At 40.7% G+C, this 15,316-nt stretch carries 15 protein-coding genes; 7 read left to right on the forward strand and 8 right to left on the reverse strand.

The features are described from left to right. Window positions 1-19: 19 nt before the first annotated feature. The gene (locus V7783_RS18295) at window positions 20-391 is read left to right on the forward strand and encodes a YciI family protein (protein WP_335679940.1); all 372 of its coding nucleotides are present in this window, start codon (window positions 20-22) and stop codon (window positions 389-391) included. 32 nt (window positions 392-423) lie between these two features. After that, window positions 424-777, forward strand: coding sequence for a DUF1428 domain-containing protein (locus tag V7783_RS18300; protein ID WP_335679941.1), 354 nt, complete (start codon window positions 424-426; stop codon window positions 775-777). 42 nt (window positions 778-819) lie between these two features. Here the strand turns inward: V7783_RS18300 and minE are convergent, their stop codons facing one another. Genes minE through minC form a run of 3 tightly spaced genes read right to left on the reverse strand, consistent with a single transcriptional unit; the run spans window position 820 to window position 2,610 of the window. Beyond that, window positions 820-1,089, reverse strand: a complete 270-nt coding sequence (gene minE / locus V7783_RS18305) for a cell division topological specificity factor MinE (protein ID WP_335679942.1) — start codon at window positions 1,087-1,089, stop codon at window positions 820-822. A 1-nt stretch (window position 1,090) separates the two neighbouring features. Next, window positions 1,091-1,900: a septum site-determining protein MinD gene (gene minD / locus V7783_RS18310; protein WP_064664930.1), complete on the reverse strand. Its 810-nt coding sequence runs from the start codon at window positions 1,898-1,900 to the stop codon at window positions 1,091-1,093. Between the two features lie 5 nt (window positions 1,901-1,905). Next, window positions 1,906-2,610, reverse strand: coding sequence for a septum site-determining protein MinC (minC, locus tag V7783_RS18315; protein ID WP_335679943.1), 705 nt, complete (start codon window positions 2,608-2,610; stop codon window positions 1,906-1,908). A 155-nt stretch (window positions 2,611-2,765) separates the two neighbouring features. On the opposite strand from minC, the gene V7783_RS18320 reads away from it, so the two are divergent. Continuing rightward, complete coding sequence (locus V7783_RS18320) at window positions 2,766-3,047, forward strand: YcgL domain-containing protein (RefSeq protein WP_335679944.1); 282 nt, start codon at window positions 2,766-2,768, stop codon at window positions 3,045-3,047. A 4-nt stretch (window positions 3,048-3,051) separates the two neighbouring features. Then, entirely contained in the window at window positions 3,052-4,068 is a 1,017-nt protein-coding gene (locus V7783_RS18325; protein ID WP_335679967.1) for a lytic murein transglycosylase, read from the forward strand. Between the two features lie 577 nt (window positions 4,069-4,645). On the opposite strand, the gene V7783_RS18330 is transcribed toward V7783_RS18325, so the two are convergent. Beyond that, window positions 4,646-5,323 carry a hypothetical protein gene (locus tag V7783_RS18330; RefSeq protein ID WP_335679945.1) on the reverse strand — a complete coding sequence of 226 codons (678 nt, stop codon included), beginning with the start codon at window positions 5,321-5,323 and terminating at the stop codon, window positions 4,646-4,648. Between the two features lie 427 nt (window positions 5,324-5,750). Then, window positions 5,751-6,359 (reverse strand): TetR/AcrR family transcriptional regulator, encoded by a 609-nt coding sequence (locus V7783_RS18335; protein ID WP_335679946.1) that lies wholly within the window; start codon window positions 6,357-6,359, stop codon window positions 5,751-5,753. A 94-nt stretch (window positions 6,360-6,453) separates the two neighbouring features. On the opposite strand from V7783_RS18335, the gene V7783_RS18340 reads away from it, so the two are divergent. After that, window positions 6,454-7,335 carry an SDR family oxidoreductase gene (locus V7783_RS18340; RefSeq protein ID WP_335679947.1) on the forward strand — a complete coding sequence of 294 codons (882 nt, stop codon included), beginning with the start codon at window positions 6,454-6,456 and terminating at the stop codon, window positions 7,333-7,335. A gap of 230 nt (window positions 7,336-7,565) precedes the next feature. On the opposite strand, the gene V7783_RS18345 is transcribed toward V7783_RS18340, so the two are convergent. Further along, window positions 7,566-8,108: a GbsR/MarR family transcriptional regulator gene (locus V7783_RS18345; RefSeq protein WP_335679948.1), complete on the reverse strand. Its 543-nt coding sequence runs from the start codon at window positions 8,106-8,108 to the stop codon at window positions 7,566-7,568. A gap of 229 nt (window positions 8,109-8,337) precedes the next feature. On the opposite strand from V7783_RS18345, the gene adhP reads away from it, so the two are divergent. After that, complete coding sequence (adhP, locus tag V7783_RS18350) at window positions 8,338-9,348, forward strand: alcohol dehydrogenase AdhP (protein ID WP_335679949.1); 1,011 nt, start codon at window positions 8,338-8,340, stop codon at window positions 9,346-9,348. A gap of 56 nt (window positions 9,349-9,404) precedes the next feature. Here the strand turns inward: adhP and V7783_RS18355 are convergent, their stop codons facing one another. Together V7783_RS18355 and V7783_RS18360 are read right to left on the reverse strand one after the other, a co-directional pair. Next, a complete protein-coding gene (locus V7783_RS18355) occupies window positions 9,405-11,816 on the reverse strand; it encodes a TonB-dependent receptor (protein WP_335679950.1) in 2,412 nt (803 codons plus the stop codon). A 189-nt stretch (window positions 11,817-12,005) separates the two neighbouring features. Continuing rightward, entirely contained in the window at window positions 12,006-13,274 is a 1,269-nt protein-coding gene (locus V7783_RS18360) for a Xaa-Pro dipeptidase (protein ID WP_335679951.1), read from the reverse strand. Window positions 13,275-13,420: 146 nt separating this feature from the next. Here V7783_RS18360 and V7783_RS18365 point away from each other — a divergent pair, with 146 nt between their 5' ends. After that, window positions 13,421-15,238, forward strand: a complete 1,818-nt coding sequence (locus tag V7783_RS18365; protein ID WP_335679952.1) for a DUF885 domain-containing protein — start codon at window positions 13,421-13,423, stop codon at window positions 15,236-15,238. The last annotated feature ends 78 nt before the right edge of the window (window positions 15,239-15,316 follow it).

Below are 15,316 nucleotides of genomic sequence, written 5' to 3' on the forward strand. Positions count from 1 at the left end.
AAAATAAGCAGGTGATGATATGAAATATGTGGCATTGGTTTATTATGATGAAGCAACAATGCAAACTTTATCGCAACAGCAATGGGACGAATTAAATCAAGAATGCATTGCTTGTGGTGACGCTTTGCGTGAACGAAATTATATGCTGGGAGGGGAGGCGTTACAGCCAACCACAATTGCAACCACATTACGAGTTCGCAGTGGCCAAGTAGAAATAACCGATGGCCCGTTTGCTGAAACAAAAGAGCAGCTCGCAGGTTTTTACTTATTAGATGTAAAAGACCTAAACGAAGCGATACAAGTTGCCAGTAAAATACCTCCCGCCCGCTATGGCAGTATAGAAATAAGGCCGGTTAGAGAGCTGCAAGCAACTGATAATCTTGGTTACTAACACTGTGGGTAAGTTAATGAAGGAGAACAACGATGAGTTATATTGACGGATTTGTCTGTGCAGTTCCTACACATAGACAAGCTGAATATGCAGAGCATGCTGATAAAGCGGCAGAAGTGTTTAAACAATGCGGTGCAATTGAAGTAATTGAAGCCTGGGGGGATGACGTTCCTGATGGAAAACAGACGTCATTTCTACAAGCCGTAAAATGTGCAGACAATGAGACCGTGGTGTTTTCGTGGGTTAAATGGCAATCAAAAGCCGCCAGAGATGAAGGCATGGCTAAGTTTATGCAAGATCCAATCTGCGATTTACAACAAAACCCTTTACCATTTGACGGTAAGCGCCTTATTTATGGCAGTTTTAAGGCGATTGTTACACGCTAATCGAGTGTGCAAAATAAAAAAGGGCGCTTAAAAGCGCCCAATTTATTGTGATTTTTTCTCTTCGTCAGGTAAGGTGACGTTGAGTTCTAATACCGCTAAGTCATCTTCGTTTTGATCGAATTGAACTTGCACAGCATCAGTGTTGATGTTTACGTATTTACGAATAACATCAAGTATATCTTGCTTTAATTGTGGTAAATAATCTGGCGTACCACGCTGCGAGCGCTCATGCGCAACAATGATCTGCAATCGCTCTTTTGCTAATGACGCTGTGTTTTTCTTTTCTGAGCGGAAGTAGTCAAGTAGTGACACGTTAACCTCCAAATATCCGTTTGAATAAACCTTTCTTCTCTACATCCAAGAAGCGAAAATCAACAGTTTCGCCTAATAAACGATTAATCGCATCTGCATAGGCTTGGCCTGCATCAGATTCAGTATCAAGAATAACAGGTTGACCTGAGTTTGATGCGCTTAAAACCGCTTGTGATTCTGGAATAACCCCAAGTAAAGGAATAGAAAGAATATCTTGTACATCTTCCACTGATAGCATTTCACCTCGAGACACACGGTCTGGGTTATAACGGGTCAGTAATAAATGCTCTTTAATATTTTCAAGGCCTTCTTCAGCGCGTTTAGATTTGCTATGCAAAATACCTAAAATGCGGTCTGAATCGCGTACTGAAGAGACTTCAGGATTGGTCGTTACAATTGCTTCATCAGCAAAGTACATAGCCATCATCGCGCCAGCTTCAATACCTGCCGGAGAATCACATACAATGTAATCAAAGTCTTTTTTCAACTCGTTTAATACACGTTCTACACCTTCACGGGTTAGTGCATCTTTATCACGGGTTTGTGAAGCTGGAAGTAAAAATAACTTTTCAACACGCTTGTCTTTGATAAGTGCTTGATTAAGGTTTGCTTCGCCATTGATAACGTTAACAAAATCATAAACAACACGGCGCTCACAACCCATGATTAAATCAAGGTTACGTAGCCCAATATCAAAGTCAATAATGACTGTTTTATAGCCTTTTAGAGCTAAACCTGTGCCAATAGCAGCACTTGATGTAGTTTTGCCTACACCACCTTTACCTGACGTAACGACAATTACTTTTGCCATAAGATTTATCCTTTAACCAAAGCTGAAATTTCTAATGATTCATTTTTTTGTTGGATTTGTGCAGCGTTGCCCCAGAACTCGCCTTGCAGGGAGTCGCTTATCCAGTAATTGCCATTAATAGAAACAAGTTCTGCTTCTAATTTTTGGCAAAAAATACGGGCTTCGTTATAACCTTGAGCGCCTGCAATTGCACGGCCGCGTAATGTGCCATAAATATGTACATTACCGTCAGCAATCACTTCTGCACCATGACTTACTGCACCAAAAACAATTAAGTCACGGTCTTTAGCATATACTTGCTGACCAGAGCGAACAGTGCCATTAATGACCTGCGCGGGTAAATAAACAGTTTTCTCAACAATAGATGTATTACTTTGTTGTTTAACCTGTTCACTCTTAACGTCTTGTGAATAATTTAAAACAGAAAGCCCGGCAGCTTTAGCTTGTGCATGTTGCTCATCAGAGCCGTTACATACACCCACAGCATTAAAGCTCATTCGTTCTATTAATGATTTTAAATGTACAAAATCAACAAGACTATTTTTTATCTCGATTAAATTTACAACAATAGGTGCACCCTCAAAAAAACGAGGGGCTTGGGCTATTTTTGTATAGAGTTGTTCTGCTAAAAGGTTAATATCAGTACTATAAAGATGTAAAACTGATAACGTAAAAAGATTCCCTTTAAGCTCAAAAGTTTGGTCCGACATACACGCTCAATTGAATTGTATGATCAGAAATCAATTTTAGATAAACACAGGCTGAATAAGGCCTTAATTGAAATTTCCAATCTAATTTTTCTAACTTATTATAAGTCTCATGTTATAGTGTGCAGCACTGTTAAGCAAGATTTTAAAGGGTCAAAATGCTGACTGCGGTATATAAAAGTACGAAAAAAGCGGATACCTTCCTTTTTGTAGAAAAAAGAGATGATTTTAGTAAGGTTCCGGAGCCTTTAATGGCTATGTTTGGTAAACCACAGTATGTGATGCTAATAAATTTGGCTAAACGTGTGCAGTTAGGTGTGGCTGATTTAGAGCAAGTTAAGCAAGCGTTAACTGATAATGGGTTTTACTTGCAAATACCACCACCGCAAGCAAACTTATTAGCTGAGCATAGAAAACAAAATGGAGTTGAAAGTGACTAAACATATAATGACAAAATTGGCTGCTATTTTATGCAGTGCCTGTATTAGTACATCGGCACTGGCCAAGACTCAAGCACAGTTTGATGAATATGTAGCAGGTTTAAAACAAGAAGCTGCGCAAAAAGGCTATGATAGCCAATTAATTGAAGATGCCTTTGCCACTGCGCACTTTAAAGAAAAAGTGATTTCAGCAGATAAAAATCAACCTGAAGTAAAAGAAACCTTAGAAACTTATTTACCTAAACGTGTGCCGCAATGGAAAATTGACCGTGCACGTAAATTATACGCTGAAAATAAAGAGATCTTAGAGCAAGTAGCAGCTGAGTTTGGCGTACAAGCACGTTTTATTGTTGCTTTATGGGGCCTTGAAAGTAACTTTGGTAAAATCCAAGGTGGTCACAATGTAATTTCATCAGTAGTAACGTTAGCGTTTGATGGCCGCCGTGAAACCATGTACAAAAACCAATTATGGGCGGCATTGGATATCCTTAAAGAAGGGCATATCAGCTTAGATAAATTCAAAGGCTCATGGGCCGGCGCAATGGGGCAAACGCAATTTATGCCTACGTCGTTCAATGCTTACGCGGTTGATTACGACAAAGATGGCCGCAAAGACATTTGGACCACTCAAGCTGATGCCTTTGCATCAATTGCTAATTATTTAAAACAAGCGGGTTGGAATGACGACCTTACATGGGGTCGCCAAGTGCAACTACCAGATGGTTTTGATCAAAGTTATGTTTTACAACGTGGCACAAAAACACGCACTCAGTGGCTTGAGTATTGGGCTAAATCAGAGCGTTCATTAGCTGATTGGCAGGCACTTGGCCTTCGTAAAATGGACGGCACTGATTTACCATCGGTTGACGTCACCGCAGCCTTAGTTATGCCAGATGACATGGGCGGTCGTATGTATTTAGCGTATGACAACTACAAAGCACTGATGCACTGGAACCGTTCATATTACTTCGCCACCAGCGTTGGTTACTTATCAGACCGCATTGGTTATCCAGCGATTTAGTCAGTAATTAGGTGACTAGGTTCTAGGTACTAGGCGCTAGGGGAGATTGCTGTAAGCGTGAGTTTATCTCGCGCTTTGCTTTGTAAAGAATATATAAGTTAGCTAGGAGTGATAAGCTTTAAGTTGTAAGAAAGGTGTCAAACTTGGCTTCGTAGGTTTGATAGAGTGCAACGAAACCCAATGAGTAAATACCCTGTCAGTCCGCATGTAGGCTCTGTATTAACAAAGCTTTCTTAGCTCTTTTTTATTATGTTGAAAACCCTTAAGTCATTTATTCACAAAGAGGGCAAGAGACGCTGCGCTTAAGAGTAGACATTAAAATTTATAAGTAACAGGGTAGAAAATAGACTGCTTTGTGTCATAAGCACAGGGTTAAAAAACTTTGATGTCTGAAGACAAGATTTGACCCCTTTGTTTTACACTAGGCAATAACTACTTAGCTTCACAAGGTTTAGTGTCATTGAGGGATATTTGGATCAATATTCATTACGGGAGATGAACCGCCCATTGCACTTCCTATTAATAAAAAGCGCATGATGGGTGGTGTGGGGGCTGGAGGAGAGCTCCGGCTACCCGATTATGAATACTTTTTGATTACAGTGTCTTTACATGCATTGAATAAAGGTTTAGCCAATTCAGGTATTTCAATAAAGGGCCTAAATTTTTTATTGAATGTCATGAGAGGGTTATGTCTTTGACCTGTTACATAATCCATTTCCATACTCAATAAATACAAAGCTCTTAATGAATTACTAAAATCGTCTTCAAAATTTTGTTTTCGTTTATTAATTTTTTCCATAAAAGAGACAGGGTCAGAGATGTTCATTTCATAAGATTTATTATGAACTAAACTATTTCTCGCTTTTATCAACTGTTTAAGGGAGTCAAATGCGGCACAGGATTTATCAATAGATTTTCCACAAACTAATTTTGGAATCACAACCCACTTTGAAATGACATCTAAACTTGCTAAGTGTTTATTAAAGTAACTATCCCCAAGTTGTGCGCCTGCATAATTATTAATTGAAGCTTCTACACACATTGCTGAAAATACGATTGCTTTTATTGCTGCTTGTGTAGCTTTCCCATCTAAGATTGATTTTTCTTCTTCACTAAGCTCTTCATCATTGATCTGTTCTATTCTGAGACACTCACAATATTCAGTTTCAGCAATTTTAAAATACGTCCCTCCTAACACTTCAGTTCTGGCACTAAAATTTCTAGGATGTTCAACAACTAGCTCATCATTATTCATAGCCAGACTCCATGTATTCATAACAATTTTATAGTGCGCGTAGGGCGGCTCTTTCTGCTCCGACCACACTCATATGTATACTTTACACAGTTTTAACAAATTAGCTAAGATATTACTATCATTAAGTTTTCTAAAATCTTTAAGCAAAGCTAAATGGAACAATATTCTCGCGTCGCTCATATCTTTGAATATCTGAGCAAACAACGTTTTACTACTTAATTAGCTATTATCAATAGTCGGGTATTGCTCACAGTCGAACTTAGTTAGAGCACTATGAGTTCAGCCGAGCTTTGCTATGAATATCAAATTCGACACTAACCAAAATAAATACACATACTGATGCGAATTATTGTGCTGATTTGAGTCAGAAAGTTCTCTTTTCAACCTTTGTTGAAAAAATGTCTTAAAACTGAACTAGCTGGCGTAGTCATTCCAGCACAGAAAAAGCGACTAATAATATCTTTTTTACCGTTTCAGGGGCCACACCTCGAGCTAGTTGTGTCGATGCATTGCTTAGCTGCGCGTCAATATAAGTAGCAACAAATTCCGATGACATGTCCACAGAAAACTCTCCCTTAGTCTTTGAACGCTCTACCCATTTCTTGAAAAAAACTAATCCCTGCTTTTCAAGAAAATCTATTTGCGCTTGTGTTTCTTTTCCCAAATGTACTCGTGATTCGCGCATTTTTATAAAAAGACAGCCATTGGGAGATTCATCATGACAATTAACTGAAGTGGCAAACGATATAAGGTTATCAAGGGCCTCTCTAAATGGAACGTCACTATTTAGCATCTGCTGCACAGGCTCTAACACTTGCTCCTGATACCTAATCAGGACAGCTTTCATCAAGCCATCTTCATTAGAAAATTCACGGTAAAGACCAGGTTTAGATACACCCGATCTTCTGCAAATTTCATTAAGGGATAAATTACCTATATTGTCTTTCCAGTAAGAATCCATTGCCACATCTAAAACATGATCGCGATCTAAGGTCTTTGGACGCCCTCTAACGGGCTTAACTGTATTTGAATTCATTTGGTACCACTCGGTATTTTAATTTGACAGGCTGTTCTTTACGGTTTATTGTACCGGCTGGTATTTAATTAGGCAAAGCAAATAGGAAAGAATAATGAACGAAACACAAAAAAGCATCGTTATCACAGGTAGCAGCAGTGGATTTGGTCAAAAGTCAGTAAAAGATTTTGCTGATAAAGGCTATCTAGTGTTCGCTACTATGCGCGGCCCTGAAGGCAAAAACGCTGTAGTAAAAGCCGAATTAGAAGCGTATAGCGATTCTATTCAGGTTGTTGATATGGATGTTACTAACGACGATTCTGTCAAAATCGCTATTGCGAGTGTGCTAGATAAAGCGGGAAAAATTGATGTGTTACTAAACAATGCTGGTGTAATGTATCTTGGCATTACAGAAGCATTTAGCATTGATCAAGCTCGCGAGCAGATGGAAACCAACTACTATGGCGCTATGCGTACTATTCTGGCAGTTTTGCCTGCGATGCGTGAAGCTAAGTCTGGCCTGATCATCAACACCTCATCAATGGTTGGCCAAATTTCAGCGCCGTATTTCTCTACTTACGCAGCGACAAAACATGCTTTAGAAGGCTACCTCCAAGGTTTACGCTACGAAGTAGCACCATTCGGCATCGATGTCGCCATCGTACAACCAGGGCCATTCCCTACAGGTCTAAGTGCATCAGGGCAACAACCATCACGCACAGACATACTTGGCAGCTACGGTGAATTGGCAAACATTCCTGCCGCTATGTTCGAGGAATTCGGTAAATTTATGCAGAGCGATCAAGCGCCTAATCCACAAATGGTGGTAGATGCTTATTTAGCGCTAGCAGACATGCCTAAAGGTAAACGACCAACACGCACAGCTGTTGGTTTAGTTTGGGGTGTAGATGAAATAAACGCAGCTAAACAACCTATCCAAGATCGTGTTTTGACAGAAATGCAACTAGACAAGGTGCTAGGTGGTGTTGACGTATAATTTTAGTCATCAGGGGGCAAGTTGTTTTGCCCCTTTGCTTATCAAGTTACAATAAAATGAATTATTTATCTGCGAGCTTACTGGCACAACTTATTTTTTATTCACCACTGAGCACACAGAGGCACTTCGCGCTGCACAGAGTAAATTTTGCTTTATCATTCATTTCTCTGGCACTCTGTGGTTAAATTTTCTTGAATCTTGAACCTAGCACCATAAAGCTCGCTAACTCTTCACTTCTTCAATATCTTATCTTTAAAGTCGAGTACTTTACCTATGCCTGAGCCCAGCTTCATTAAGCTTTGTAGCTGTTCTGGGCTTAAGCGCTGTAGCTCTGATGACCATTTTGTGACTGTTTCGAGCAGGTCGTGAATTTCATGCATTTGCTGTTGAGCAAACTTTTCATCGTCATTGTTTGCAGGCTCTAGCAGGTTATCTCTGAGTAGACTTAAGGTCGGGTCTATTTCACGTTTTTTGCGCTCTTCAAATACGCGGTTGGCCATATCCCAAATAGTACCGGCTGGGGCGTAATATTCTTTACGGTCACCAGGAATATGATGCACTTTTATCAAACGCCAAGATTGCAGTTCTTTGATCCCCATGCTGACATTACCACGAGAGATGCTTAAGGCATCGGCTATTTCGTTTGCTGTCATAGGCTCTTTAGTGATGATCAATAGCCCACACATTTGCCCTATGGTGCGGTTAAAGCCCCAACGGCTACCCATCTCACCACAGTGCATTACAAAAGCAAAATTCTTATCTGATAATGTCATTGCTGCTCAAGTTTCAATAAATAATGAAAGCTATGCTAGCACGCTGGAACGCGATAGCAAGTGCTAAGCAATCCTTTAGCGTTTATCACCGAGTTAAGTAGGAAAACTATTCGAGCAAAGTTTGATTTAGATTAATATTTGCGCAGAAAGATTCAGTTAAGTTGTAGTTGAAAGCATGACAAATATTAGCCGTTATTTTACTGACTCTCTCACTAACGAAGGAATGAATATGAAAGCTGCAATTAATACCCAATACAAAGGCCGTTTAGAAATTACTGATTTACCCATCCCTGCAGTGGGGACAAATGATGTATTAGTAAAAATAGCCGCATGTGGTGTGTGCCACACGGATTTACATGCCTGTCATGGTGATTGGCCGGTAAAACCAAAGATGCCATTAGTGCCAGGTCATGAGGGCGTGGGTGTAATCGAGCAACTCGGTAGCAATATTACTCATTTACAAGTTGGTGATCGTGTTGGTATCCCGTGGCTATATAGTGCCTGTGGGCATTGTGAATTTTGTTTAGATGGCAAAGAAACCTTGTGTTTATCGCAACATAACACCGGTTATTCAATTGATGGTGGTTATGCTGAATATTGCTTAGCGCATGGTGATTACGTGGTTAAGATTCCCGAGGGGTTAGGTTTTGCAGAAGCTGCGCCGCTATTTTGCGCAGGTGTTACAACTTATAAAGCATTAAAAGTATCAGGCGCAAAACCTGGGCAATGGGCTGCCATTGTTGGGGTAGGTGGCTTGGGTCACCTTGCTGTACAGTATGCAAAAGCGATGGGATTAAATGTAATTGCCGTAGATACAGGCAAAGAGAAACTTGCTTTAGCAAAACAGCTAGGCGCTGATATCACGCTCGATTTTAAAGAATGCGTGCCGAGTGAGGCTATTTTTGAGCAAGTAGGCGGAGCGCATGCCGTAGTCTGTACTGCAGTGTCAAAAGCGGGGTTTGAACAAGCCTATAAAAGTGTTCGCCGTGGTGGCAAGTGTGTATTAGTGGGTTTACCTCCGGAGGAAATGCCATTGCCGATTTTTGATACTGTGCTAAATGGCGTGTCAGTAGTGGGATCAATTGTTGGCACTCGCAAAGACTTACAAGAGTGCTTAGAGTTTGCAGCCCAAGGCAAAGTTAAAGCGATTATTGAAGAGAAACGCCTTGAGGATATTAATGACATTTTTGACGATATGCTCAAAGGTGAAATTAATGGCCGGATTGTAGTGACTATTTAATAAGCAAGGGTGTAAAGCGCACACGTTGTGCGCTTTAAAAATATACTTATGCTAGCTTACAGTTTATAACTCAACGTTAATTTAGCATTGCGTTCTTCGCCTGGCATGCCGCCTAAAAACATCGCTTTTGAATAATACACTTTATTAAACAGGTTGTTTAAGTTTAGCTGTAAGCCCCATTTATCGGTGTTGTAACTCAGTGCTGCATCATAAATGGTATAACTTGGCACATAACCATCAGGGATGCCGAATGATGACGAGTTAGTACTGCGATCATCAACATACTTAACACCGGCACTTAATTTTAGCGGCTGAGCTAGTTCAAACCACTGAGCACTGTATGTTAACCATGTGCTTGCTGTTACATAAGGTACACCTTTTTGACGTGCAGCAAATGAGCTCACATTTGGATTTTTCTGCTCACGTGCATCTTGATAAACACCATTGATATTCACTTTCCATTGCTCATTTAAATAGGCATTTAAATCAAGCTCAACACCACGGGTTTTTTCTTCGCCATCAAAAAAGCTTTCAGGAATTGATGGATCAGGTTTCGTGTCATCAAACGCTGGGTTTGCATACTCTAAGTTAGTTCGCGCGGTATCGAATACGACTAGTGAGGCGAGTAGCTGATCGTCAAAGCCTTTCATTCTAATACCTAAATCAGTACTCAGTGACTCAGCATCTTCACGGTCGGCTTCATTACCTGCCACAGAGCCTAAAACGCTATACGCAGTGCGGCCTTTTGAATGATTAATGAAAATAGAAACATCATCGCTTGGTTTATACGTCGCGCCTAAGTTATAGGTTAAGCCGTTATCTGAAGTGCTAGCTTCTGGGGTTGCAGCAGCTGCACTGGCGCGGTAACGGGCATCAACACCTAAATGTTCATATTTTTGAGTAATTTCGTTGTATGCCACACCAATACGAGTTGTGAAGGTGTCATTGATATAAGCAACATGTTGCAGCCCTAAGCCCCATGCTTGCACTTTTTTACTGTAATTACTGGTTTTTAGCGGATCGTAATCATTAAACTGGCCATCACTCCAATTGGGGTTACGGATATCTAAAATATAAGGTAAAGAGCCTTGATAAGTTACATCGCCATTTTTATCTTTTAAGGTGTAGTCTTTATCCCAAATAGAGTATTGCGTAAAACGGATATCACGGTCTTCGTAGTTTGCATTGACTAAGAATTCGTTATCAATATCACCTAAACTAAAGTCATAGCGTAAATCTGCAAAGTATTGCCATGACTTTTCATCAGCCTCTACTTGGCGATATTCTTGGCGCCGTGCTGCAAATGGATAAAGTACATCATCAACCACCAATGGTGCACGAGGATCGGCATTGATCACACCGTTGCGTTGCCAATACACATAATTATAGGCACCTGTTTGTCTGGCAAAGCTTGATTCATAATTACGGTACTGTAATTGTTGATTTAAAAATAGATCATCCGTTAAATAATAATTATGAGTGAGTTTAAAGCGTAGCTCTTCACCTTCATTATCTTTTGCCATCGGAGATATAATACCGCGATGACCAAATTTATACGGCGTTAAACCATCGTTAGCGGCAAGTGAATTAGCCAGTTGTTCACGCTGTGCATCAGATAATTGCAGCCCTGCAGAGGTTGGATCGTTAACTAAATCATCCGCAGTCGCTTGGCCGGCGGTTTTACCATTTACCGACTGCGCATTATAAATACGGATAGGGTGGCCAATTGAATCAACTGCAATGGCATCTTTAATATAAGCGGCTGAGATCATAATATTTTGGCGGTCACTAACTACATATTTTAATGCGCCGTAGATCTCATCACGGTCATCTTTTAAATCACGATAGCCGTCACTGCGTGCGGTTTTTGCATTCACTCTGTATGCAAGGTTATCTGTGATCGCGTCAGTACTATCAAACGATAGCGAGTAAGTGTTCCATTGGCCTACTTCAGCTTGAACTGTGTGCTTAGCTTCAAACTCTGGTTTCTTTTCAATTAGGTTTATCACACCACCGGCGCTGCCCATGCCATATAAACCGGTTGCAGGACCTTTTAGTACTTCTACTGCTTCAACGTTGGTTAATGAGCGAGTCGGGTTAAAGGTGTTGCCTAAACCTGCACCACCGTACATACCATCGTAGGTGTAGTTTGCGCCTAGGCCACGGATCACTAAGTTATCACCTATACCATAGTTATTTCCGGCTTGCGTTACGCCACTAATGTTACGGGCTAAATCTTGTAAGTTATCTACACCTTGGGAATTTATCAGTTCTTGGTCAACCACCACGATTGGTGCAGGTGTTTCCATTAACGACATATCAGATTTAGTGGCTAAACCAGAGTTAAGTACCACAGAGTTTTGCTTTTGATAAACGGAGATACGTTCTATATCTGATTGCTCTGCAGCTAAAGTGCTATAAGACGTTAAACAGGCGAGGGTAAGTAGTGAAAGTTTATGGGTTGTCATAAAATGTTATCATTGAATTGTTTTTCGCAATGATAATGTGTTGCATTTGTATTTCAAGTGTTAATTACCTAGAACGGGCAAATTATTTTTATTTATGCAAATTTGTTACTTCCTGTTTTCTGCTGATTTACATTGACGTGTTGTAACTACTTAAAATGAGTGAGGGGGCATTACGCCCCCAGCTATTAATTATTTATACTTTGTTCCCGCTTTCATTACGAATTCAACATTCTCTAAAAGAGAAATATCTTGTAATGGGTTGCCTTTAACGGCAATGATATCTGCTGCAAAACCTGTTTTAATTTGCCCTAGTTGGTTTTCAACTTTTAGCAGCTTAGCGCCATTGATCGTTGCTGCTTGAATTGCCTGTAGTGGCGTCATGCCAAACTCAACCATTCTCGAAAACTGCTTGGCATTATCGCCATGAGGATAAATAGCCGCATCAGTACCAAACACCATATTTACGCCAGCTTTTACTGCGCGGCTAAAGCTATCACGTTGCTTTTTAGAAACTTGGCGCTCTTTTGCGAGGTTTTCTTCAGCAACGCCATTTTGCTCGCCATAGGTTAACGTATATTCGGTATTATAAATATCCATTGAAAACCAGGTACCATGTTTTTTTGCCAGCTTAATCGCTTCATCGTCAACAAAACTTACATGCTCAACACTATCTACACCGGCGACAATCGCCGCTTTAATCCCACTGGTGCCATGTGCATGAGCTGCAACAGTTAAGCCACGCATATGGGCTTCATCAACAATCGCGTTCATTTCGTCTTGGCTATATTGTTGAATACCGACTTTCGTACCTTTTGAGAACACGCCACCTGTAGCACAAAACTTAATAACATTGGCACCGTATTTGATGTTTTCACGGACTTTTTCGCGCACTGCCCAAGGGCCATTGGCAACGCCTTCTGCAGTATATTTCATTTCCGGTGGTAGGCGATTATTGTCACAATGGCCACCCGTTACCCCAAGCGATGGACCCGCAGCCCAAATTCGTGGGCCAACAATATCACCAGCATTAATGCCGTCACGTACTGCAATCACGCTATAACCTTCGGCACCCACGTTACGTAATGTGGTAAAACCAGCCATCAGTGTTTTTTCGGCAAAGTAGGCTGCTTTAATTGCTTTGCGTGGCACTGATTGACCAATGCGTTCACTGCGCGGTACGGTCGGATCGCTAGTTAAATGCACATGCATATCCATTAAGCCCGGCACAAGGGTTAGTTCAGGTAGCTCAATATGTTGATCACCCGTTTGTAACTGTGGTGCTGCACCTTCAGATATCTTAGTGATAATCCCTTCATCAATTTGAATAAGTGGGGCATTAATTAGTTTGCCATTATTAACATCAAGCATCGCTTTAGCTGAAAGGTAAGTTGTTGCCTGAGCACTAAAAGCACTGGCAAGCAGCACGCTGATTGCGGCGGACAATGATAATTTATTCATTTATTTTCTAATTTTTGATTATTTAATATGGCAATGTAGCAAGCAGTTTTTCGGCTGTAAACAAAACGCGCTGACTATCGCATTTTCTTTATTTAGCTTAGGTAACGTCGCATAATCGTTGTTAATACTTACACTCAGGGAAAATCATGAATAAATTTAAGTTAACCATGCTTGTTGCAGGCGTGATCAGCGCATTAGCTGGATGTTCGAATACAACTAATAACAATGAACTTAAGCAATCAGCAGTAACTACGCAAGCGTCACAAAGCGCAAACCAACAACTAAACACATTGGTAGAGCAGTATTTTGTTGAGTCACTGCAATTTTCCCCACTGTTTGCTACGTATATTGGTTACAGTAAGTATAACAATCAATTTATAGCTCCGATCAGTGAGCAAAACAAAGCCACACAACAGGCTTTTTATAAAGCATATCAACAACGTTTAGCTAATATAGATAAACAGCAATTAACGGGGCAAGCGTTATTGAGTTACGAAATACTCGAACGAGATTTAGCCCTGACAATCGAAGGCTTTCAATTTCCAAGTTATTTACTTCCTATTAATCAAATGTCTGGAGCGCATAATGATTTAGCCGGTTTAGGCTCAGCACAAAGCGCACAACCATTTGTGACTTTTCAAGATTACGAAAATTTCATCAGCCGAGCTGAGGGATTTGTGACATGGTTATCATCTGTACAAGAGGCAATGCGCCAAGGCATAAAGCAAGGGGTGGTATTACCTAAACCACTGGCTGAAAAATTATTACCGCAGTTTCAGGCGCATGTTGTTAACAGTGCCGAGCAATCTCTTTTTTACAGCCCGATAAAGCAGCTGCCAGCTAATTTTAGCACTGAGCAAAAGCAACAACTCACTCAGCAGTATAGTGCGCTCATTAAGGACAAATTAGTCCCTGCTTATGCAAAAATGAGTGAGTTTTTAGCCACGACGTATATCCCTAATAGCCGTGACTCTGTCGGTTACAGTGACCTGCCTAATGGTAAGGCGTGGTATGAATACCAAATAAAGCAAAACACCACGTTGAGCTTATCTGCTGATGAAATTCACGAGATTGGTTTGCAAGAAGTGTCACGCATCTTAAACGAAATGAAAGCAGTAAAAGAGACCGTTGGCTTTAAAGGTGACTTAACAGCGTTTTTTAACCATTTACGTGATTCAGATGAATTTTATTTTGATACGCCAGAGCAGTTAATCGCCGCTTATGAAGCAGTGAAAACAAAAATCGATGCTCGCGTACCTAAATTATTTAACATAGTGCCTAAAGCTGATTATGTAGTAAAGGCAGTAGAAGACTTTCGTGCTGAGTCAGCTGCTGGGGCATCTTACCAAGCACCGGCGCCGGATGGCTCGCGACCGGGTATTTTTTATATCAATACCTTCAATTTAAAAGCGCAGCCTAAATTTTTACTGGAAACTTTATCTATTCATGAAGCAGCGCCAGGACATCACTTTCAAATTGCTTTGCAGCAAGAGGTTGAATCACTTCCTGAATTTCGTAAATTTGGTGGTTATACGGTATTTGCCGAAGGGTGGGCTTTATATGCAGAAAGCTTAGGTAAAGAGCTGGGTTTATTTACCGATCCGTATATGTGGTATGGCCGTTTATCTGATGAGCAATTACGTGCCATGCGTTTGGTACTTGATACCGGTTTTCATGCCAAAGGTTGGACTCGTCAGCAGGGTATTGATTACATGCTAGCGAATTCATCAATGGCCGTTTCTGATGTGGTCGCTGAAGTTGAGCGCTATATTGCTTGGCCTGGGCAAGCATTGTCTTACAAGTTAGGGCAATTTAAAATTCAAGAACTGCGCGATTACTGCAAACAAGTGTTGGGCGATAAATTCGATATTAAAGAATTTCATACGCAAATACTGATTGATGGTGCACTGCCAATGCCAATTATAGAAGCAAAAATAAAACGTTGGGTTGAAAAGCAGCAATAAACCACTAAAACTGCGTGTAAAGCTATTGGGCTTTGCGCGCAGTTGTTGATTACGCTAAAATGCGCGCTCAATGGGGCG

The organism is Pseudoalteromonas sp., assembly GCF_036960685.1.
Classification (GTDB): domain Bacteria; phylum Pseudomonadota; class Gammaproteobacteria; order Enterobacterales; family Alteromonadaceae; genus Pseudoalteromonas.

Excerpts from the sequence above, each read along its gene's own strand:
- V7783_RS18355 (WP_335679950.1), bottom strand. The coding sequence starts at position 11,816 with ATGACAACCCATAAACTTTCACTACTTACCCTCGCCTGTTTAACGTCT.
- V7783_RS18295 (WP_335679940.1), top strand. The coding sequence starts at position 20 with ATGAAATATGTGGCATTGGTTTATTATGATGAAGCAACAATGCAAACT.
- V7783_RS18335 (WP_335679946.1), bottom strand. The coding sequence starts at position 6,359 with ATGAATTCAAATACAGTTAAGCCCGTTAGAGGGCGTCCAAAGACCTTA.
- V7783_RS18360 (WP_335679951.1), bottom strand. The coding sequence starts at position 13,274 with ATGAATAAATTATCATTGTCCGCCGCAATCAGCGTGCTGCTTGCCAGT.
- V7783_RS18365 (WP_335679952.1), top strand. The coding sequence starts at position 13,421 with ATGAATAAATTTAAGTTAACCATGCTTGTTGCAGGCGTGATCAGCGCA.
- V7783_RS18340 (WP_335679947.1), top strand. The coding sequence starts at position 6,454 with ATGAACGAAACACAAAAAAGCATCGTTATCACAGGTAGCAGCAGTGGA.
- minC (WP_335679943.1), bottom strand. The coding sequence starts at position 2,610 with ATGTCGGACCAAACTTTTGAGCTTAAAGGGAATCTTTTTACGTTATCA.
- minD (WP_064664930.1), bottom strand. The coding sequence starts at position 1,900 with ATGGCAAAAGTAATTGTCGTTACGTCAGGTAAAGGTGGTGTAGGCAAA.
- V7783_RS18300 (WP_335679941.1), top strand. The coding sequence starts at position 424 with ATGAGTTATATTGACGGATTTGTCTGTGCAGTTCCTACACATAGACAA.
- adhP (WP_335679949.1), top strand. The coding sequence starts at position 8,338 with ATGAAAGCTGCAATTAATACCCAATACAAAGGCCGTTTAGAAATTACT.
- V7783_RS18320 (WP_335679944.1), top strand. The coding sequence starts at position 2,766 with ATGCTGACTGCGGTATATAAAAGTACGAAAAAAGCGGATACCTTCCTT.
- V7783_RS18330 (WP_335679945.1), bottom strand. The coding sequence starts at position 5,323 with ATGAATAATGATGAGCTAGTTGTTGAACATCCTAGAAATTTTAGTGCC.
- V7783_RS18345 (WP_335679948.1), bottom strand. The coding sequence starts at position 8,108 with ATGACATTATCAGATAAGAATTTTGCTTTTGTAATGCACTGTGGTGAG.